Source organism: Odoribacter lunatus (assembly GCF_943193135.1).
Taxonomy (GTDB): Bacteria; Bacteroidota; Bacteroidia; order Bacteroidales; family Marinifilaceae; genus Culturomica; species Culturomica lunata.
Genome location: NZ_CALPCZ010000022.1, coordinates 21,953 through 42,814 on the forward strand (window position 1 = coordinate 21,953; position 20,862 = coordinate 42,814).

Below are 20,862 nucleotides of genomic sequence, written 5' to 3' on the forward strand. Positions count from 1 at the left end.
TTTTCTTATGCCCGCAAAAGTAGAGCAATCGGATGGTTTGAGCCGAACAAAAAATACGGGTTGAATTACCATTTTTTCGGGAATCGATTCCGCATCGATGCAAAAACCGAAATAAGTGTAGTTTCAACCGATTTTTTCGTAAACGCTATCCGAATGCTTCGCCCTAATTTTGCTTCATCGAACATAAATCGGAAACAGATATGAAAAGAAAAATTTTTATCAGCCTTGCTGTACTGGCCTCGATGATAGGCAGCACCTCTTTCGCGCAAGATACGTACAAGACTGCCGCCGACGTACCGATGGTACAACTCAATAACGGTATTTTGATGCCGCAGTTCGGACTGGGAACCTTCCTCCAACCCTCCGACGAGGTGTGCGAGCAGTCGTGCCTCACGGCCTTGCGCGCCGGCTATCGGCATATCGACACCGCCCACGCTTACAACGATGAGGAGGGTGTAGGCCGTGCCGTGAAGCGTTTCATGGCCGAGAGCGGTACGCCGCGCGAACAGATCTGGATTACCTCGAAGCTCTGGCCGACGGAGTACGGCGAAGGCACGACGATGAAAGCAATCGATGAGATGCTGGAGCGGCTGCAACTGGATTATATCGACCTGCTGTATGTCCACCAGCCTGTGGGCGATTTCGTGGGTGCATGGCGCGACATGGAGAAAGCCATTGCAATGGGCAAGGTGCGTGCGTTGGGCATCAGCAATTTCGATGCGAGCGACGAGGTGTTCGAACGCATCATGACTGAATCGCGCGTGAAACCCGCCGTGCTTCAAATCGAATGTCATCCCTATGCGCAGCGGCTGACCATACGCGAGAAGGTAAAGCCTTACGGCATTCACACAACCTGCTGGTTCCCGCTGGGCGGTGCCATGTCGAACGGTGCGCTGCTGAAAGACCCGACCATCATGAAAATCGCCGAAGCGCACGGCAAGACCCCGGCGCAGGTGATTCTGCGCTGGCATATACAAGAGGGGTTCTCGGCCATTCCCGGGGCCTCGAATCCCGATTACATCAAAGAGAACATCGCGATTTTCGATTTCGAGCTGACCGACGGGGAGATGGAGCAGATGCGTGGATTGAATAAAGAAAAGCGGTTCTTCAACATGTCGCTCGAAGAAAAAGAACGTGCCTATCTCGGCAAGATGCAGATTCCGACACAGAAATAAATGATATTCAGAATAACAATATGAACAACTTTATTTATCAATATCCAGTCAAACAGTATTTCGGTAAGGGATGCGCCGAAGATGCTGTCAAGAGTGAACTTCAAAAAGCGGGAGCAAATGTACTGCTGGCCTATGGCGGCGGTTCGATCAAACGCACAGGCCTGTACGACCGTATCGTGTCGTGGCTCACGGAGTGCGGCAAGCAGGTAACGGACTTCGGCGGCATCATGCCCAATCCGACCTATCAGAAGGTGCAGGAAGGAGCACAGATTGTACGCGAAAATAATATAGACTTCATTTTGGCCGTAGGCGGTGGGTCTGTCATCGACTGTTGCAAGATTGTGTCGGCGCAGGCTTTGACGGACGAGGACGTCTGGGACATGTGGTACGTACATCATCGGTTGCCGACCGATTTCGTCCCGATGGGAGCCGTCGTCACGGCATCCGGTACGGGCGCCGAACAGAACAACGGAGCGGTGATTACCCACGAAGAGAAAAAGTTGAAACAGCCGCTTTTCGGTGCATTCCACTCCTTCGCCGTGCTGGACAGCGATCTGACGAAAAGCGTGCCCATGAAACAGGTCGTCAGCGGTGCATTCGACACCCTGAGCCACTGTATGGAAACCTACATGGGCAAGCCTCAGGAGACGAATCTGTCCGATGAGATCAACGAGGCGATTATGCGGAACGTAATCAGGAATCTGCGCCGCCTCATTCAGAATCCTGACGATGACTTCGCCCGCGGCGAGTTGATGTGGGCTTCGGCAATGGCCGAGAACGGCATGCTCAAGCTCGGCAAGCAGACGGACTTTCAGTGCCACATGATTGAACATGCCATAGGGGCCTATACCGACTGCAACCACGGGCAGGGACTGGCGGTGATTCATCCCGCGCTCTACCGTCGTTTGCTGGAAGCCGGCAGGGAGAAACTGGCCCGTATGGCGGAAACCGTATGGGGTGTGAAAGGTATCACGGTTGAGGAGACGGCTATGCGTGGTGTCGAGGCACTCGAAGCGTTTATCCGCGAAATCGGACTTCCTGCCCGTTGGAGCGAAATGGACATTACGGACGAATCGGTGCTTAGGGCCGCAGCCGACACATGTATCATCACTCCGGGATGTTGCCGTAAGTTTACGAGAGATGAAATTTTCGAACTGTTGGCAGAGAGAATATAAACAGGGTAAAAAATATGAAAAAGAGAAATATTATCGGCGGAATGTTGGCTGCCGCTTGCTGTGCAGTCGTTCTTTGTGCTTTTGCCGCCCATGAAAATGCAGACGCTCGTGCGATGGCCGTTTCAGGACAGCAAACGCCGACCGCTGTTTCCCATGCGGGCGGAAAAGTCCTCGTAGTTTACTTTTCCGTTCCGGAGACGGACGGCGTGGATGCCTCGTCAGGCGCGAGCCGGGTGCTTTCCGGCGGCAAGGTAATGGGAAACACGCAATATGTCGCTACCATTATCAGCGAAGCCACGGGTAGCGATCTTTTCGAAATAAAGACCGTCCACACCTATCCCGGTTCGCATAAGGCTCTGATCGATGCCGCGAAAGTGGAAATCGACAACAATGCCCGTCCGAAACTGGCTACCCATATCAAAAATCTGAAGGATTACGACGTGGTGTTCGTCGGGTTCCCCAACTGGTGGTACGACATGCCGATGCCGCTCTACTCGTTCTTCGACGAGTATGATTTCGGCGGCAAGACCGTCATCCCGTTCTGCACGCACGGCGGCAGTCGCTTTTCGGGAGCAATCAAAACCATTCGCGAACTGGAACCCCAAGCCACCGTACTCGACGGGTACTCTGTTGCTCGCGAACGGGTGGCGAATTCCGAAGAGGGCATATTGAAGTGGCTGGAGAAAATCGGAATGAAAAAGTAGCGGGACAAAAGGATACTGCAAGCCGTTTTTCCGACAACATGCCGGAAAAACGGCTTTTATATGAGCCAATGGACAAAGAGATGTTTACCGTAAAAATCGCATTACATCCCGTAATTTCTGTAAGGTGCTCCTTGATTGCATTATCTATCTTTGCCTTAGTTATAACTATTGAATATCAGAGATATGGATACGAACAATAAAATTACTCGCCGGAGTGCTCTGAAGCGCATGGGAGCAGCCGTAATAAGCGTTGCTGCTGCGTCGTCCGGCTTGTTCTCGCTGACATCGTGCGAGGCAAAGCGAAAAAAGCGCATCGTGCTTTATTTTACCGGAACCGGCAACAGTCTCTATGCTGCCCGTCAGCTTGCCGGAAAGCATGCGGAGGTGCTGAGCATTCCGCAAATGGTCAAACAGGGACGCTACGAATTCGAAGCCGATGAAATAGGAATCGTCTATCCCATTTACGGGCACATGCCGCCCTATATGGTCAGGCAATTCATCCGGAGAGCCAAACTGAAGGCCGAATACAAATTCGCTGTTCTGACCTACGGCGCACGGAAGTGCGATTCTGTAGAGATTTGGAACGATATATCCCGAAAGGTGGGCAATGCGTTCGATTATATAGGCACTATCATCATGGTGGACAACTGGCTGCCTAATTTTGACATGAACGAGCAAATCTTGATCGACAAGCATATTCCGGAGAATCTGCAAAAAATCGCTGCCGATCTTGCCGAACACAAACGGTGGCACGAGCCCGTGACGGAGGATGAGCGACAGATGCACCGGGGATTCATGCAGTGGACCAAGCTCGATCCGGAGGTGGGTTTTCTGATGAAAAGCGAGAAATGTTTCACCGTGACCGATGCCTGCATCGGTTGCGGCGCCTGTGTCTCGGTCTGCCCACGCGGCAATTATGAACTGACATCGGCTGGTGTCAAGATGTCCGGCGATTGCGAATACTGCTTCGCCTGCATCCAGAACTGTCCGCAGAAAGCCATCCGTTTCCTTAGGTCGGAGGACGAATCATTTCCGGACGGCAGGGAAAGAAATCCCGATGCCCGATACCGCAACGAACACATCTCGCTGATGGATATCAAGCGTGCTAACAATCAATTCTGAACAATATGGTACTGAAAAAGATAAGAGTGGCTTTTGCAGCGGTGTTTTTCATCGCGGTTACGGCTCTGTTTCTCGACTTCACGGGAACGGTTCATGCGTGGCTTGGCTGGACGGCGAAGATTCAGTTCTTGCCGGCCTTGCTTGCCTTGAACGTCGGAGTGGTTGTCGGGCTGGTCGTACTGACGTTGCTGCTGGGGCGGGTTTATTGCTCGGTCATCTGCCCGTTAGGCGTGATGCAGGACATCGTGTCGTGGATAAACGGACGGCGGAAAAAGAAGAAATACCGGTTTTCCTATTCTCCCGAAAAGAGGTGGCTGCGTTACGGGGTGCTGGGACTATTCGTCGTGGCTCTGGTTGCCGGAATCGGCTCGTTCGCAGCCTTGCTTGCCCCGTACAGTTCCTACGGGCGTATCGCCTCGAATCTGTTCGCCCTGCTTTACGGCTGGGGTAACAACCTGCTGGCCTACTTCGCCGAACGGGCGGACAGCTATGCCTTTTACGAAACCGAGGTGTGGCTGAAGAGCCTGCCGACATTCGCAATCGCTGTCGTAACATTCGTTGCGCTGGTTGTGTTGGCATGGCGGAACGGACGAACCTACTGCAATACGATTTGCCCGGTGGGGACGGTGCTCGGCTTTCTCTCCCGTTTCTCGCTGCTGCACATTACGATTGACGAGAGAAAGTGCAATGGATGCGGACTCTGTTCGCGCAAATGCAAGGCGGCGTGCATCGACGGCAAGGAGCATCGGGTAGATTACAGCCGCTGTGTGGCATGTATGGATTGCATCGAAACTTGCAAGCATGAGGCTGTCGGATTCCGGTTGAGAACAAAGAACTCCAACGGTTCGGCGACGGGAAAACCTGCGCAAGAGTCCGGTGATGAACGAATCGATACCGCCCGCCGCAGTTTCCTGACTACGACGACTCTTGTTGTAGCGACCGCCACCCTGAAAGCGCAAGAGAAGAAGGTGGACGGCGGACTGGCAGTCATTGCCGATAAGAAGATACCCGACCGCAGCACTCCGATCGTTCCTCCCGGAGCGCAGAGCCTGCGTAACATGGCCGCGCATTGTACGGCCTGCCAGCTCTGCGTATCGGTATGTCCCAATGGCGTACTGCGTCCCTCGACGAAACTGGAAACCCTGATGCAGCCGGAAGCATCCTACGAACGGGGCTATTGTCGTCCGGAATGCACGAAGTGTTCGGAGGTCTGTCCTGCGGGAGCGATTCTGAAAATCACGACAGCCGACAAGTCTGCTATTCAGATCGGCCATGCTGTATGGATAAAAGAGAACTGCGTGCCGCTGACCGACGGCGTGGATTGCGGCAACTGCGCCCGGCATTGCCCGGCAGGAGCCATACTGATGGTTCCGTCCAATCCGGATATGGAGGATTCGCCCCGCATCCCCGTAGTGAATACCGGGCGTTGCATCGGGTGCGGCGCCTGCGAAAACCTTTGTCCGGCACGTCCGTTCAGTGCCATCTACGTCGAAGGACATGAACGGCATCGAATCATATAAAACCAAAGATTATGAGTGAACCAAAAGATATAAACCGCCGGGAGTTTCTGAAACGTCTCGGCATAGGTGCAGCCGCCACGACCACTGCCTTGGTGGGCTGCGATTCCAAAAATAATCCCGTTACGGGCAGCCGCTCCGCGTCGGGCAAGGTTCCGACCGACAAGATGACCTACCGTACCAACCCGAAAACCGGCGAAAAGGTTTCCGTTTTGGGCTACGGCTGTATGCGCTGGCCGATGAAGCCTGCCGATGACGGCAGCGGCGAAATCATCGATCAGGAAGCTGTCAATGCCTTAATCGATTATGCCCTTGTGCATGGTATCAACTATTTCGATACCGCACCGCCTTATTGTCAGGGACTTTCGGAGAAAGCTACGGGCATCGCCCTGAAACGGCATCCTCGCGATTCCTACTACCTTGCCACCAAGATGTCCAACCACCGTCTGGTCGGACAAGGGTTGTCGCCGCAGGAGCTGTTCGAGGCTTCCGTGCAGATGTACCGCAACTCTTTCCGGGACTTGCAAACCGACTATATCGACTACTATCTGCTGCACATTGTCGGGATGGGCGAAGGGTTGCCCACGCTGATGGAGCGTTTCTTCGACAACAACCTGCTCGACTTCTTGCTGAAAGAACGTGAAGTTGGACGCATCCGCAACCTCGGCTTCTCCTACCACGGCGATATCCGGGCATTCGACTACCTACTTTCGCGCCATGATGAATTTCATTGGGATTTCGTGCAGATTCAGATGAACTACATGGACTACCGCCATGCGTCGGGTCGGAATTTCAATGCGGAATACCTCTACGCGGAGCTGGACAAACGGAATATTCCCGTGGTGGTCATGGAGCCGCTATTGGGCGGACGCCTTGCCGGACTGACCGACCACCTGAACGCACGCCTCAAACAGCGCCGTCCCGATGAAAGCATCGCTTCGTGGGCGTTCCGTTTTGCCGCCTCGTTTCCCCAGGTGCTGACCGTGCTGAGCGGCATGACCTACATGGAGCATTTGCAGGACAACATCCGCACCTTCGCACCGCTCGACCCTTGTACGGACAAGGAGTTCGCCTTGCTCGAAGATACGGCGCAGACCATGCTCAAATATTCTTCGGTTCCCTGTACGGCGTGCCAGTATTGCATGCCCTGCCCCTATGGGCTGGATATTCCGGGCATCTTCGCCCACTACAACAAGTGCATCAACGAGGGCAACATAATCTCATCTTCGCAAGATGAGAACTATCGGAAAGCTCGCCGCGCCTTCCTCGTGGGTTACGACCGCAGCGTACCGCGCCTGCGACAGGCGAACCATTGCATCGGCTGTAACCAGTGCGTACACCACTGTCCGCAGAACATCGATATTCCGGCGCAGATGCAGCGGATAGACCATTTCGTAGAACAACTTAAACAAGGAAAATTACAATAGATAAATTGAATATGAAAGATTTTATTTTCAGAAATGACACGAAACTTTTGTTTCGTAATGATATACGGACAACCATCGCCGAAATAGCCAAAGGGCACAAGGTCATGTTCGTTTACGGCGACGGCTCCGTAAAACGAAACGGCTGCCACGACGACATCGTGCAGACCTTGACCGACAGCGGCATTCCTTTCGTGGAATACGGAGGCTCCTCGCGCGAGTTTGCCAAAATAGAGGAGGGCATTCGGACCGCCAAGGCAAACGGCATCACGATGATTATCGGAGCCGGCGGAGCGAGCGTGATGGACAGCGCCAAGCTGATGGCTTTCGGCTTCTATCACGAATCCGACCTCTGGGACTATGTGAAAGGGAAAAATCCCTACGGTCTGGAACGTCTGCCGCTTGCGCTGATCCCCACCTATCCCTCCAGTGGTTCCGAAAACGGTCTGGGTGCGGTCTCCGTCGATTCGCGAACCGGAGATTTCGGCACGGCCTACGGCATCGCTGCCGACTATGCGATTCTTTGTCCCCGATATTCACTCACTTTGGAGCGGGAGATGACGACCTACACAGGCCTTGTCACGTTGGTTCAATTGTCGGCCTGCATTCTCGGAGACAAGAATAAGATGTCCTACGATGCGGGGATTTCCTATATCCGCAACGTACTCGAAGCGACACGAACCTTGCAGAAGAATCCGGATGACCTCGATGCGCGGGGAATCATCATGCTGGGGGCCTCGCTTTCCACTTCGTCCCGGCTGGGAATCGGAAAAGAGGAGACTTTCGCCTACGACATCTACGAGTTGGAGTTCCTGCCCGAGAAACTCTTCGGCAGCACGTATCGCAGGAGTCTGACCTCCGTTTTCCCGAGGTTTCTTGAAGCGATGGGAAGACGCCATGCCGAGGAGATTGTGAAGTATTACCGGGACGCTTTCGGTTTCGATTCATCCATCGAAGAATCATCCCGAAATCTGATTGAATTGTTCGCCGGTCTCGGCGTGGAGATGTACTACGACGGCAGAATCACGCGCGAACAGGTCGCTGGTATCCCGTGCGATACGGAATTGTGTGAGGATGAAGTTTTTGGCATTATGGATTCATTAATCAGATAAAGCAAGATAAATATCATGTATTACAGAACATTAGGATTGAGCGGACTGAGAGTGTCCGCCGTGGGGCTGGGCTGTATGGGCATGAGCCACGCCTACGGCGCACCTGCCGACAAGGACGAAATGACGGAACTGCTCTCCGATGCCGTGGAGATGGGCTATACTTTTTTCGACACGGCCGAGGTCTATGGTACGGCAGACCGCCCACACGATAACGAGGAGTTGCTGGGCCGGGCTTTGCGACCGTTCCGCGACCGGATCGTGCTGGCTACCAAATTCGGACTGACGTTCGACAATCCTCACGGTGCGGGGCCGCATGCGTTGATTCCCGATTCGCGTCCGGCGACTATCCGCCGCTCGGTCGAAGAGTCGTTGCGCCGCCTGCACACCGACCGCATAGACCTCTATTATCAGCATCGACCCGAAGGTCGAACCGGAGAGCGTAGCAGCCACGATGGCCAATCTGATCCGAGAAGGGAAAATCCTATACTGGGGCATTTCGGAGGCGACGGAAGAGTATCTGCGCCGCGCCCATGCGGTTTGTCCCGTCGCAGCCGTGCAGAACCGCTACTCGATGATGGCGCGCCGACATGAGGCGCTGTTTCCCGTGCTCGAAGAGCTGGGTGTGGGCTTTGTGGCCTTTTCGCCGCTGGCGAACGGACTGCTGACGGAGTGCTACACCGCCGACACGCGGTTCGACGCCGCGACCGACTACCGCGCTTCGATGCCGCAGTTCCGCCCGGAGAGTTTCGAGCAGAACCGCACGCTGTTCGCGCTTATCGACCGCTTGGCGGAGGAGCACCGTGCCACGCCGTCGCAGATCGCGCTGGCGTGGATGATGAACAAACGTCCGTGGATCGTGCCGATTCCCGGAACGCGCCATCTGTGCCGGCTGAAAGAGAATATCGGAGCCGCCGACATCCGCCTGACCGCCGAACAGGTGCAGTCCATCGACGACGCCCTTGCGACGATGCCGATGAGCGAAGTGTTCGGAGGATCGCCCGTAAAAAAATAGCTATGAAACCGAAAGTAATCTGTCATATCATGAGCTCCGTCGATGGGCGGTTGCTCAACGACCGTTGGTCGGAACCGTTCGACGGCACGCCCGCCTCGGCGCTGTTGCAGGTCTATGCCGCCATCGGCCGCGAACTGGGCACGGATGCATGGATGTTCGGAAAGAACACCGTCCGTGCCGTATTTTCCTATAAATTCACCATCTCCGGACATCCCGTACAGCCGGATACTCCTGCCGTATTCATCGGCGAACGCCGTTCGGAGCGGATGTTCATCGTAGCCGATCCCGATGCCGACATTTTCTTTACTTCTTCCTCTCTGAGAGGCGACAATATACTCGTCATCGTGGGGCGGAATGCCACGGAGGAGTACCTCGTCCATCTGCGCGAGAAGCGGATTTCCTACGTCATTGTCGAAGATGCGGTCGATTTGCGGACCGGTCTCGAAGTCGTCGGCCGTGAGTTCGGCATCCGCTCCGTTTCGGTACAGGGAGGCGGTATATTGAACGGAGCCTTGCTGGCCGGGGAGCTGATCGACGAACTGAGTCTTGTCGTTTATCCCGGTATCGACGGGCTTTTGGGTGTGCCTTCTATCTTCGAATATATTGGCAGTACGACCGACCGTCCGGCTGCGGGACAAAGCCTGCAACTGCTCTCTGCTTCGCAGCGGGAACACGGTGTCGTATGGCTGCGCTATAAATTCCATAAAAAGGTCATAAAATGAAAACGAACATAATGGTTATTTCTTTGCTGTGCTTGTTGTCGGTCGCCTGTACCTCGTCCGAGGCGGAACCGTCGAAGCCTAATACGCAACCGCCGGCAGAGCAGCCCGAAACGCCGGGCGATGACGATCCGACGCGACCGACATCCGGCCACCTGACCGTCTCCCATACGGTCGGAGATGCGATAGCCCACGAAGCGTTCGCAGGATTCGGGCAGTTCATCCTGCCTGCCGAACGGAGGTACGATGACGATTTGCCGCTTCGAAACGTCGCGAGCATGCTGCCTTATCACAACTACGTGACGGGCGAGCGGGCCGTAGAGACCATCAACCGAATGATTGACTATGTCCATGCAGGCAATCGTCTCTTTTACGACATCTATTCCGATGCTGAAAAGCGTGCGGATACACGCAAGAACAATACCGGCCTTTTCTTTTTCCGGGGCGAAGCGGGGCGGCCGTTCGCCGTCGTCTGCCCGGGCGGCGGCTGGTCGTATGTCGGAGCGATTCACGAAGGATTTCCGTTGGCCATCGCTTTGAGCGAAATGGGCTACAACGCCTTTTCCATCCAGTATCGGACCGGCGGTGCGCAGGTGGCGTGCGAAGACCTCGCCGCGGCCATCGACTTCATCCTGCACCATGCCGGAGAGTTGCAGGTATCGACTGAAGATTACTCGCTGTGGGGCGGCTCGGCAGGCGCGCGCATGGCGGCCTATCTGGGTTCCTACTCGACACAGGGATTCATCGAGGCCGATAACCCGCGTCCGGCCGTCGTCGTTATGGGTTACACCAGCCATACCGACTATACGCGCAACGATCCGCCGACTTACGTAGTCATCGGCGATAACGACGGCATAGCGAGTGCGTCGGTCATGCAGCGGCGGGTGGAGAATCTCAACGCGCTGGGCATCGATGCCGAATTTCATCTCTTCCCGAGTCTGCGTCACGGCTTCGGACTGGGTATCGGGACGAGTGCGGAAGGCTGGGAAAAAGATGCCGTAAAGTTCTGGGAGAAATATATTTTCCGTAAAAATGGAAATTCCGACCGGAAATAATGTAAACTGAGATTGCCGGCAGCTTTTTACATTTGCATATCAGTAATATGTAATATAAATGATTAACAATGAAAAGGATAATTACAATCGTATTGTTGGCAGGTCTGGCTGTATGCAATACATCAAATGCACAAGAGACAATGAAAACGAACGAATCATTTACTGTGGCAGATATGTCCGCTTTCAAGAGCCACAATTCGAATCCATGGGGGCTGGTCTATACCGGCGCAATCACGGAAAATGCAGCCGGCAAGGTTAATATTCATCCCATTGCCTACGACCTCGGCGGTTTGAAAATCGCCGCCAACGTCTATACACCGGCAGATTATGACCCGGCAAAAAGCTATCCCGCCCTCGTCGTGGCGCATCCCAACGGCGGCGTGAAGGAGCAGGTGGCAGGTCTTTACAGCCAGCGCATGGCGGAACAGGGTTATATCTGTCTGGCTTTCGATGCCGCCTATCAAGGGGCCAGCGAGGGCGAGCCGCGCAACACGGACAAGCCTGCCAACCGCATCGAGGACATCCATCGTGCGGCCGATATTCTGCTGCAATATCCGGGCGTCGACTCCGAACGGGTGGGCATCCTCGGCATCTGTGGCGGTGGCGGTTATACGCTGGCGGCCGCGCAGACCGATAAACGGTTCAGAGCAATAGCCACTTTGAGCATGTTCAACACGGGACTCGTTCGCCGCAACGGATTTCTCGACTCGCAGATAAACAGCGTTCAAGAGCGTCTGGCCGATGCCTGTGCTGCCCGCCAGAAGGAAGCCGAAGGCGGAGAGATTGAATACATGGGCGACATGAGCGGCGTTACGCCCGAGCAGGCAGCCGCACTGCCGTTCGACCTCTACCGCGACGGATACGGATACTATCTGCAAACCCACGCGCACCCCAATTCCACGTTCCGTTACACGAAGAGCAGTTTGGTCGATCTGATGGCGTTCGATGCCAGCGAAGGGATGTACCTGATCGACCGGCCGCTGTTGATGATGACCGGCAGCATTGCAGATACATTCTACATGACGGAATTATGCTACAGCCGTGCCACGGGTACTCAGGACAAGGAGCTGTTCCTGATTCCCGGCGCCACGCATATCAAGACCTACTACGTGCCGGAATACGTGGAGCAGGCGGTAAACAAGCTGACAGAGTTTTTCGGGAAGAATCTGTAATACTATGAAATCTACAATTTTATCATCTATCTTGTCACTGCTCGTCAGCGCAACCGCAACGGGTTGTGCCGACAGCGGCAATAGCGCACCCGATTCCAGCATCCGTGTCGAAACCGCCGAAGTGACGGCCATCGCTTCCGACAACGCCCTCTCGGGCGGTAGCGTTATCGGCGAGACGCAAACAGTTACGGAGTTTGGCATCTGCTGGGCGACGACCGACAATCCGACCATCGACGACAACCGCAGCGCCGGTGCGGGCGATGCTGCTTCGTTCGCCTGCTACGCCACGGGACTCGCGGCAAATACATCCTATTATCTTCGGGCGTATGCCACGACCGCCGAAGGCGCAGTGTACGGCCGAACACGCCGGTTCACGACCCGTGCCGCTGCGGATGACGACACGCCGCCGGTCGTCGGGGATGATGACCAGAACCCGCTGTCTTCGACCATCTATCTGTGGCCGGAGGGCAATATGGCGAAGGTCACGAACTATACGGGCAGTCAGGGCTCCTATCAGGATCCGCCATCGTTCCGTCCCCACATGAACTACTTTCCGGTGGCGGAAGGCACGGAAGTAAAGGGCGCGGTGCTCGTGTGTGCGGGCGGAGCGTTTATGTTCCGCAGTGACCGGATGGAGGGAACGCCCGTCGCTCAATGGTTTGCCCGGCACGGTTATCAGGCATTCGTCGTGAACTACCGCGTGCAGCCCTACCGGATGGAGGAGGGCAGCCTCGATCTGGCGCGCGCCGTCCGCTTCGTCCGCCGCCACGCTGCCGATTATGGGATCGATCCGAATGACATCGCCTCTGTGGGCTTCTCGGCCGGAGGTATTCTCTGCGGCGATGAAGCGCTCAATTTCGACGGACTGGTAAACGGGACGGCACTCGCAGCCGGCTACCGTCCCGATACGTTCGACGAGGTGTCGGCCGACGTATGCACCATCGGCATGATCTACGCCTTCTACGGCCGGTTGAGCGTCGCCTCGACCGACGTGGAGAAATTCCGGGCAGCCGATATTCCGCCTACATTCTTCGCCTACGGCACGCGCGACCCGTTCTACCGCCAGTTCCAGCAGTGTGCCGATGCCGTGCGCGAAGCGGGTGTCGAAGTGGAACAGCACGAATACGAGGGACTGCCGCACGGCTTCGGATATACCCATGAGACGTGGATGGTCAGCTTCGACAGATGGATGACTGAAATTATGGCTAACAATTAAAAACAAAAGATAATTATGAAAACGAAATTAATGACCCTGCTCGCCGTCCTGCTGTGCTGGACGGCAGCTGATGCACAGACCGTATTCGGGACTGCCCGCCCGGCAGAGAAGAAAATCCTCGTCGCCTATTTCAGTTGGGGCGGCAATACGCAACACTTGGCGGAGGAAATTGCGGATATGACTGGAGGTACGCTGTTTCGTATAGAAACAGTCAATCCCTACCCGTCTGACTACAACGAGTGTACGGTGGTCGCACGGAACGAGTTGGATAACGGCATTCGCCCTGAGTTGAAAGGTTCAGTGGATAATCTTGATGATTACGATGTTATTTTTGTAGGTTGTCCGGTATGGTGGCATACAGCACCGATGGCAATATGGTCATTCCTCGAAACTTCGGACTATGATTTCTCTGACAAGATTATCATCCCATTCTGTACTTACGCTTCGACCTATCGGGAAGAGACGCTTGTAAAGATTGTGGAACTTACGCCCGCTTCCTTACATTTACAAGGATTTGGTGCGACCGGAAGAAATACGAACGGAGTTGAGAATTGGCTGCGAACAATAAATATCATACGATAGAGAGTCGCAACTTTGTTAAAAACAACAAAACGTGCAATCGCAGTTGAAACGATTGCACGTTTATTTCTTAAAATATTCGTATTTTTGCATCTGAGAAGTTAAACGGCATGGAATATCGAAACGACATAATAGTTGCTGACAGGTTGGGCATCGTACCGACGGATTCCGAAGAGGAGTATCTGGCGCATCTGCTCTGCCTGGACGGTACGTGCCGTTACCGCTTCAATGAGCGGGATTTCGAGATGTACGCCGGCGACTTGTCGATCATCCGCAAGCGGAAAATGGTGGAGCGAGTCGAACCGTCGAACGATTTCCGATGCAAGATCATTTACGCGAAACCCGGGTTCATCGAGTTGTGCACGCCGCAGAGCAACTACGGCATGAAGGGTTCGCTGGCGCTGTTCCTCAATCCCGTGATGCACCTCACGCCGGAGCAGCAGATCGTTTGCCGGCGCGATTTCGAGCGGCTCGAAGAGCGTATTGCCGATACCGGACACCGGTTCTACCGCGAGACGCTCGTCAATGCCATGCAGGCCGCCATTCTTGACTTCTTTGATTTTCATGCCCGCCTGTACGGCGAGAGCGACATCTCCACGCAGAACGCCTCCATCATGAACCGTTTTCTGAAGATGCTGGAAGCGGGAACTTACCAGGAACATCGCGAGGTGACCTATTATGCCGACTGCTTGTGCGTAACCTCCAAATACCTCTCGGAGGTGTCGAAGAAAGTCAGCGGCTATGCGGCCAACTACTGGATCAACCGCTATACGATCCTCGACATCACGCGCCTGTTGCGGGACAAATCGCTGACGTTCGTTCAGATCTCCGACATGTTCGGGTTCTCGTCACCCGCTTATTTCAGTCGCTACGTGCAACAGAATCTGGGTGTCAAACCGTCGGATTACAGGGAGTAGCAGATTCTTACAAGTTCATACAATCGGTAAAAACAGCAGTTTTTACCGATTTTTTTATATCGTCGTTTTTAGGGCTTGCCATTACCTTTGCAAAAAACGAAAAATAATATGAACATTAAAAATCTATTTCTTACAGCCATGTTATCCATATCATGTGCAGGAGCTTATGCACAGGATGCAAATGCCTTTCGCCAACCCTATCCGCTGGGCGATAAAATATCCCCGAATCCCAATTTTACGGGCGAAGTATGGCTCGCACCGTTGAGCGAACACAGGGAACTGAATGTTCCGATGTTCAACGTTACCTTCGAGCCGGGTTGCCGAAACAGTTGGCATTCGCACAAGGGCGGACAGATTCTGATCGCTACGGCAGGTATCGGTTACTATCAGGAGAAAAGACAGCCTGCCCGTCGGTTGTTTCCGGGCGATATCGTCGAAATCGCTCCCGATGTGGAGCATTGGCACGGTGCAGCGCCCGACAGTTGGTTCGCCCACGTGGCTATCGAGTGCAATCCGCAGACGAATGCGACCCTTTGGCTCGACCCTGTAAGCGACGAACAATACCGCGAAGCGACGACCGAAAGTCGCTATGCGGAAGCGAACAAGACATTGACCGCCCGAGAGCAGGCCATTGTCGCAGTGGCTTCCTATACGGGCAAAGGCGATCTGGAACATCTGAAACCGGCACTCACGGAGGCTTTGGAGGCCGGTATGACCGTCAATGAGGTAAATGAAGTGTTGATTCACGCCTACGCCTATTGCGGATTTCCGCGCAGCCTGCGGGCTATCCAGACGTTCATGCAAGTAGTGGATGAACGCAAAGCGAAAGGCATCGACGATCCCGTCGGTCGGGAAGCGACGGTAAGAGAAGACAACCGCAGCCGTTACGAACGCGGACGCGACGTACTCGCCGAAATATCGGGTGTGCCGTCGGATGCTCCGAAAGCAGGATATGCCGTATTCGCCCCGACCGTTGAACGCTTCTTGAAAGAGCATTTGTTCGCCGATATTTTCGAGCGCGACCTGCTTACTTACAGAGAACGGGAACTCGCTACGGTGTCCGTTCTCGCCGGCGTGGGCGGTGTGGAGCCGATGGCATACGGACACATGTCGATCTGCCTGCATCTGGGCATCACGGCTGAACAGCTTTCAGCATTGTTGAATATCGTGGAGACGAACCTCGGCAAAATGTATTCTGAACCGTTTCGCGGAGTATTGAACCAATTGACGCAACAAAAATGAAAAGGATTATCTTATCGGCAGTGCTTATGGCTTTTATCGGAACAACGGAAGCGCAGAACATAACTATCGCCAAGCAGGGACATTTCACTGTCGGCGGAGTGACCATACAGCGAGAGGGCGGATACGACAACCGCAAATTCGTCGGCTGGGCGGAGCAGGAAGAGACCGGACAGAGTTACCGTGCCGACCATGCCTTTGTGGATTTTCAGATACCCGCCGACGCTCATCGGCTGCCGCTGGTCTATGTACATGGTTACGGCGGTTCGGGCGTCTGCTGGCAGATGACACCCGACGGCCGCGACGGATTCGCTACGTTGATGCTGCGCCGCGGGTGGAGCAGTTATGTCATGGATCTGCCCGGTCGGGGGCGTGCGGGAAGAACATCGGCGACCACTGCGGTCAAGCCTGTGGCCGACGAGATGTTCTGGTTCGACATATGGCGTCTCGGCATATGGCCGAACTATAACGACGGAGTGCAGTTCCCGAAAGACTCCGTGTCGCTCTCGCAGTTCTTCCGCGAAATGACGCCCGATCTGAGCGACCACCGGCAGGACGTTCCCGCTCTCGGCGCATTGGCCGACCGCATCGGCGACCATGTCCTCGTTACCCACTCGGCCGGCGGATTTCCGGGTTGGATAGCTGCCATGCAGAACCCTGAGGTCAAGGCGGTCGTTGCGTATGAACCGGGCGGTTTCGTGTTTCCCGAGGGCGAAGTGCCGGAACGTATCGACGGGCTAACGGGAGGCGTAGCCGGAACGCCCGTTCCGATGGAGCAGTTCGCGCGCCTTACACAGATTCCGATTATACTCTATTTCGGCGACTATATTCCCGAAACACCGTCCGAGAACCTCGGCGACGAAAACTGGCGCGTGCGCCTGCAAATGGCTCGCAAGTTCGTGGAGACCGTGAATCGCCACGGAGGCAATGCAACGTTGGTCGAACTTCCCAAAATCGGCATCTATGGCAATACACACTTCCTGATGCAGGATCTCAACAATGATGTATTAGCAGATCACTTGTCGGAGTGGCTGTATCAAGTTGATAAAACAATGTAATAATATGACACATCTACTTTTTATCGGCGGTCTGGGCATGCAGGAAGTGCTGCTCATCGCATTGGTCATGCTGTTGTTCTTCGGCGGCAAGAAGATTCCCGAACTGATGAAAGGTCTCGGCAAGGGAGTACGTTCGTTCAAGGAGGGGATGAACAATATCGAGAAAGAAATCGAGGAAGAACCTGCAAAAAAAGAGTAAGCGGATGGCAACGGATGCGGACAGACAATCGTTCTGGGATCACTTCGACGTGCTGCGGGCGACTGTCGTGAGAAGCCTGCTGGTCGCCGTCGGGTTCGGCGTGGCGGCATTCTGCTTCAAGGAGGAATTGTTCGCCGTCATCCTTGCACCCAAAGATGCCGACTTCGTCACTTATCGCTTGCTCTATGCGTTCAGCGGTCTGGTGACGGAAGCCGATGCGCCGGATTTTCTTGTGAAACTCATCAACACGGGACTGGCCGAGCAGTTCATCATCCACATGAAAGCCGCATTATGTGCCGGAATCCTCTGCGCGTCGCCATACATCCTATACCAGTTGTTCCGCTTCGTGTCTCCGGCTCTGTATGCCAATGAACGAAAATACGTCGTGCGGGTGGTCGGTGGAGGTTATGGGTAAAGCGGAAGTCCGCTTTTCACGAATGACCGGTTTTACAAAAGGATATGGCGCAGCCAAAAAAGAAAGATAGGATTATACAAAAGGAAATGGCGGGTGGCTGAAATTGTCCGTTATCCATTTCAGCCTGTTCCCACCGTCATCAAAATTCAGCCATGATTACCCGGTTCTCAAAAATTTTAGCCTGATCGCTGGGGCGTCTTTGGCAGACCCACAGATGATGTGCCCCGTAGCCGAATACGAAATAATCGTCAAGATGTATTTCCGTTTTCAGACGTTCCATGCTGGCACGCAATTCCGCTTCGTCGATTGAAAAAAGGATTGTGTTGATGATGCGGAAATAAATGTCCGTTGCTTCATCGCTGTAACGACAGAAGACATGTTCGATTGTAACTTTCATGTTCTTGGTTATTTAACTTCAACAATATTCTCAATTCTCCCGTAAAGTGAGGAACGCAAGGCTGTTTTGTCGATTGCGTAATATTCAGCAATATGTCCGTACTGTTTGACGTAATATCGCTTGAGAACATCCGAGAAATCGAAGTAATAGCCCATCAATGCGATGCCTTTCTGAAAACGGCAGCATCCTCTTACTTGTTCCGTTATCCAATTTTTGTCATCACGGGTCAATTTGCCTCCATTATTGAGGCACTCTCGTAACCTGTAAACCTTGCAGTCTTTCAGTGTCGCCAATTCCGGCACATCCCATTTGACGAATTTGAATGCTATTTGTCCCATAACTTCTCCCTTTTTAATCATAGATAATTACTTCATCACGGTATTCCGCTATCTCCTTACCATTGTTGAGACGGACGACTATTTTGTTGCCGTAATCTCCCACAACCGTTCCCTCTGTGTATCCTTTGTATGGAACGAGTAGGCTGCAATGTGCGCCAATAATTTCGGTTACTTCTTCTGATTCGTACATACGATTGCTGTTTTCTGTTGTCATTTGATTTTCTTTTTTATCCCTCATGTAGTATTTACTACTTTCGGGATTGATTGAAATTATGTCGCCTCATAAGGTGTCTTGGCTCTTTATGCAGGGTTTCACAAGCAAATACTACCTCTGATTGCAGTGTGTGGAGATTTGGTCGTGAACCGTCAGGCTCCGACCTTGCACAAAAGAAAGACAGGACATATACCTTTGCGACACAATTCTCATCAAACAGACCGAAAGTCGGTACGCAATGGTGCAACTCCCACAACGGGAGATCCGATAAAAGGGAATAAATAAACCTGTTGGTTGAATTAAATTAGTGAATATTTTATCTGTCCAATCGGACGATGATTAACGAGATTGACATATTGCATGAAAGTCATAGCGGCTATTTTACCTGCCATTCGGGTGAAAAGTCCGCAGGATTGCTTTGCATAATTACGTATCATCATAAGACTGTCGTTGAGTTGGGAGAAAACGGTCTCAATCCGCTTTCGGAACTTTCTGTATGCCCATGTAGGCGGTCTCCAATTCTTCTGGTTCAACCGATACGGAACTTCCAAAGTAATGTTGGCGACGTCAAAAAGATTCTGCTGCACTTCTGTGCTGAGATAGCCTTTGTCACCAAGCATCATGCAGTCATGATATTCCCACTGCACATCCTTGAGGTAATGGAGGTCGTGGACACTTGCAGTTGTCATGTCGAAGGAATGGATAACACCGCTTATTCCGCAGACAGCATGGAGTTTATATCCATAATAATACATTCCTTGCGATGCACAATAGCCCCAGTCCGGAGCTGCTTCGGGATTGTCCCGTCCCATTGCACAGCGTTTGGCTCTTGCGTTCTGACATACCTTTACGGGCTTAGTGTCAATGCAGAAAACATTTTCCCCTCCATCAATGGAGGTTGCCACATCCTTGCGGATTTCCTCTGCGAGCCGTGCTGTCAGCTTACGACGGGCATTGAACTGTCTGCGGCTAATCAGGTTTGGCAAGTCGTTTTTGCACTCATGGTGCAGACGATAAAACAGATCGTTCTCACTGTCAATGTGAAATGACTCAGCTGTTATGCCAAGAGCGATGACTTCCAGATCGGAAAACTTGGGAACAACACCACAACGAGGTACATTTCCGAGTTCATTGACACGATTTCCGGCGAAATCCTTGCAGATTCCGAGGATTCTGACGAAATTTGTTATGAAGTTGCGCATAAGCAGATAAATAGTATTCAACGGTTTTGTCACCATTAAATTACTAAAAATCAGCGATATGTGCAACTTTTCCATTTGTAAATATTTAGATCCTTAATTCAACCAACGAGTAAATAAAATAGGATTGCAGCGAAAAGAGAAAATACAGGCTGTGGGATTCTCTTCTCTTTTGGTTGCATAAAATATACCACTAAAAGAACCGAAGAAATAGTTTAGTTTAGGATATTAGTCATATATATATGCTAAACTAAATATAGGCAGGTACATTTACCTGTCCGTATGTTTATGTCTTTATAAAAAAGCGTATCTTTGTAAAACGGATGTTCCTTGAAAGAAAATCGAGGTTTGCACTTTGAGGTTTGCGATGCTTGTCTGAAGACAAAGATTATGCAAGAAGGTTGGAAAAAGGACTTCGAGTGTGAACAACTGAAAGGAATGAAAAGTAGTGCAAGCAAAAAAAACGGGAAATCGTAAAAAAGATGTTTTTGTTTCTATTTTGTTTCTTTATTTAGAGAAATATTTACATAAAACTCTCATTTATAACATGTTATTATATATTAAAATAACATTTACCAGATTTACTAATGAGAATGAAAGCCTAAACACTTTCCGTGTTTAAAACCGATATGTTCGTTCATCCTTTGATGAACGCTACAAATATAAAGATTTCTGTACAATAATATTCCAACAGAACTTATTGATTTTCATCTCAAAATAATTCCCGAAAACCTCAAATTTCTTTCAAAATATGGTGTAGATGAATATGAATTAATGTATATTTGTTATGCACTATCATCTCAAAATAAGCGCATTAGAAATGATAAAATTTGAAGCAAAGTCAATTTTTGAGATTTATTCGAGGTTTTCAGACGAGCAAAAGTGCATTGACTTTTTGGAGGAA

General features: G+C 52.5%; 21 protein-coding genes and 2 pseudogenes. 18 read left to right on the top strand and 5 right to left on the bottom strand.

The genetic code is table 11. The features are described 5' to 3' along the window. The first annotated feature begins 200 nt into the window (after nucleotides 1–200). The 9 genes and pseudogenes from NFR61_RS08635 to NFR61_RS08675 all read left to right on the top strand — a co-directional run bounded on the left by NFR61_RS08635 (nucleotide 201) and on the right by NFR61_RS08675 (nucleotide 9,963). Nucleotides 201–1,175, top strand: a complete 975-nt coding sequence (locus tag NFR61_RS08635) for an aldo/keto reductase (protein WP_251623109.1) — start codon at nucleotides 201–203, stop codon at nucleotides 1,173–1,175. 20 nt (nucleotides 1,176–1,195) lie between these two features. Next, the gene (locus NFR61_RS08640) at nucleotides 1,196–2,350 is read left to right on the top strand and encodes an iron-containing alcohol dehydrogenase (protein WP_251623111.1); all 1,155 of its coding nucleotides are present in this window, start codon (nucleotides 1,196–1,198) and stop codon (nucleotides 2,348–2,350) included. A 14-nt stretch (nucleotides 2,351–2,364) separates the two neighbouring features. Beyond that, a complete protein-coding gene (locus tag NFR61_RS08645) occupies nucleotides 2,365–3,054 on the top strand; it encodes a flavodoxin (protein ID WP_251623113.1) in 690 nt (229 codons plus the stop codon). 183 nt (nucleotides 3,055–3,237) lie between these two features. Continuing rightward, nucleotides 3,238–4,176 (top strand): EFR1 family ferrodoxin, encoded by a 939-nt coding sequence (locus NFR61_RS08650; protein WP_251623115.1) that lies wholly within the window; start codon nucleotides 3,238–3,240, stop codon nucleotides 4,174–4,176. Nucleotides 4,177–4,181: 5 nt separating this feature from the next. Beyond that, nucleotides 4,182–5,696, top strand: a complete 1,515-nt coding sequence (locus tag NFR61_RS08655; RefSeq protein WP_251623117.1) for a 4Fe-4S binding protein — start codon at nucleotides 4,182–4,184, stop codon at nucleotides 5,694–5,696. An 11-nt stretch (nucleotides 5,697–5,707) separates the two neighbouring features. Then, nucleotides 5,708–7,120: an aldo/keto reductase gene (locus NFR61_RS08660; RefSeq protein WP_251623119.1), complete on the top strand. Its 1,413-nt coding sequence runs from the start codon at nucleotides 5,708–5,710 to the stop codon at nucleotides 7,118–7,120. An 11-nt stretch (nucleotides 7,121–7,131) separates the two neighbouring features. Beyond that, entirely contained in the window at nucleotides 7,132–8,229 is a 1,098-nt protein-coding gene (locus tag NFR61_RS08665) for an iron-containing alcohol dehydrogenase (RefSeq protein WP_251623121.1), read from the top strand. Between the two features lie 15 nt (nucleotides 8,230–8,244). After that, a pseudogene (locus tag NFR61_RS08670) lies at nucleotides 8,245–9,241 on the top strand (aldo/keto reductase). A gap of 2 nt (nucleotides 9,242–9,243) precedes the next feature. Further along, on the top strand, nucleotides 9,244–9,963 hold the full coding sequence (locus NFR61_RS08675) for a dihydrofolate reductase family protein (RefSeq protein ID WP_277613066.1): 720 nt from the start codon (nucleotides 9,244–9,246) through the stop codon (nucleotides 9,961–9,963). Here NFR61_RS08675 and NFR61_RS08680 read toward each other — a convergent pair. Then, nucleotides 9,933–10,253, bottom strand: coding sequence for a hypothetical protein (locus NFR61_RS08680; RefSeq protein ID WP_251623123.1), 321 nt, complete (start codon nucleotides 10,251–10,253; stop codon nucleotides 9,933–9,935). The two genes, NFR61_RS08675 and NFR61_RS08680, sit on opposite strands and share 31 nt — an antisense overlap. On the opposite strand from NFR61_RS08680, the gene NFR61_RS08685 reads away from it, so the two are divergent. From NFR61_RS08685 to tatC, 9 genes and pseudogenes are all read left to right on the top strand, one after another. Further along, the gene (locus NFR61_RS08685; RefSeq protein ID WP_251623125.1) at nucleotides 10,239–11,015 is read left to right on the top strand and encodes an alpha/beta hydrolase; all 777 of its coding nucleotides are present in this window, start codon (nucleotides 10,239–10,241) and stop codon (nucleotides 11,013–11,015) included. The genes NFR61_RS08680 and NFR61_RS08685 overlap by 15 nt on opposite strands. A gap of 140 nt (nucleotides 11,016–11,155) precedes the next feature. Then, the gene (locus NFR61_RS08690) at nucleotides 11,156–12,187 is read left to right on the top strand and encodes an alpha/beta hydrolase (RefSeq protein WP_251623127.1); all 1,032 of its coding nucleotides are present in this window, start codon (nucleotides 11,156–11,158) and stop codon (nucleotides 12,185–12,187) included. 4 nt (nucleotides 12,188–12,191) lie between these two features. Next, the gene (locus NFR61_RS08695) at nucleotides 12,192–13,403 is read left to right on the top strand and encodes an alpha/beta hydrolase (protein WP_251623128.1); all 1,212 of its coding nucleotides are present in this window, start codon (nucleotides 12,192–12,194) and stop codon (nucleotides 13,401–13,403) included. Between the two features lie 15 nt (nucleotides 13,404–13,418). Then, nucleotides 13,419–13,985, top strand: a complete 567-nt coding sequence (locus tag NFR61_RS08700) for a flavodoxin (protein ID WP_251623130.1) — start codon at nucleotides 13,419–13,421, stop codon at nucleotides 13,983–13,985. Nucleotides 13,986–14,092: 107 nt separating this feature from the next. Further along, the gene (locus NFR61_RS08705) at nucleotides 14,093–14,899 is read left to right on the top strand and encodes a helix-turn-helix domain-containing protein (RefSeq protein WP_251623132.1); all 807 of its coding nucleotides are present in this window, start codon (nucleotides 14,093–14,095) and stop codon (nucleotides 14,897–14,899) included. A gap of 108 nt (nucleotides 14,900–15,007) precedes the next feature. Then, a complete protein-coding gene (locus NFR61_RS08710; protein ID WP_251623134.1) occupies nucleotides 15,008–16,141 on the top strand; it encodes a cupin domain-containing carboxymuconolactone decarboxylase family protein in 1,134 nt (377 codons plus the stop codon). Beyond that, nucleotides 16,138–17,196 carry an alpha/beta hydrolase gene (locus tag NFR61_RS08715; RefSeq protein ID WP_251623136.1) on the top strand — a complete coding sequence of 353 codons (1,059 nt, stop codon included), beginning with the start codon at nucleotides 16,138–16,140 and terminating at the stop codon, nucleotides 17,194–17,196. The genes NFR61_RS08710 and NFR61_RS08715 overlap by 4 nt, the downstream gene beginning before the upstream one ends. 4 nt (nucleotides 17,197–17,200) lie before the next feature. Further along, nucleotides 17,201–17,395, top strand: coding sequence for a Sec-independent protein translocase subunit TatA/TatB (locus NFR61_RS08720; protein WP_251623138.1), 195 nt, complete (start codon nucleotides 17,201–17,203; stop codon nucleotides 17,393–17,395). 4 nt (nucleotides 17,396–17,399) lie between these two features. Next, nucleotides 17,400–17,804: pseudogene (tatC, locus tag NFR61_RS08725) on the top strand (twin-arginine translocase subunit TatC); the annotation flags it as partial. A 145-nt stretch (nucleotides 17,805–17,949) separates the two neighbouring features. Here the strand turns inward: tatC and NFR61_RS08730 are convergent. The 4 genes from NFR61_RS08730 to NFR61_RS08745 form a co-directional block, all read right to left on the bottom strand. Beyond that, nucleotides 17,950–18,207, bottom strand: a complete 258-nt coding sequence (locus NFR61_RS08730; protein WP_251623140.1) for a hypothetical protein — start codon at nucleotides 18,205–18,207, stop codon at nucleotides 17,950–17,952. 8 nt (nucleotides 18,208–18,215) lie between these two features. Continuing rightward, nucleotides 18,216–18,545: a molybdenum ABC transporter ATP-binding protein gene (locus tag NFR61_RS08735; RefSeq protein WP_211478768.1), complete on the bottom strand. Its 330-nt coding sequence runs from the start codon at nucleotides 18,543–18,545 to the stop codon at nucleotides 18,216–18,218. Nucleotides 18,546–18,558: 13 nt separating this feature from the next. After that, nucleotides 18,559–18,735 (bottom strand): ribonuclease P, encoded by a 177-nt coding sequence (locus NFR61_RS08740; RefSeq protein ID WP_117703491.1) that lies wholly within the window; start codon nucleotides 18,733–18,735, stop codon nucleotides 18,559–18,561. 323 nt (nucleotides 18,736–19,058) lie between these two features. Beyond that, the gene (locus NFR61_RS08745) at nucleotides 19,059–20,036 is read right to left on the bottom strand and encodes an IS982 family transposase (protein ID WP_251623142.1); all 978 of its coding nucleotides are present in this window, start codon (nucleotides 20,034–20,036) and stop codon (nucleotides 19,059–19,061) included. Nucleotides 20,037–20,862 lie beyond the last annotated feature (826 nt).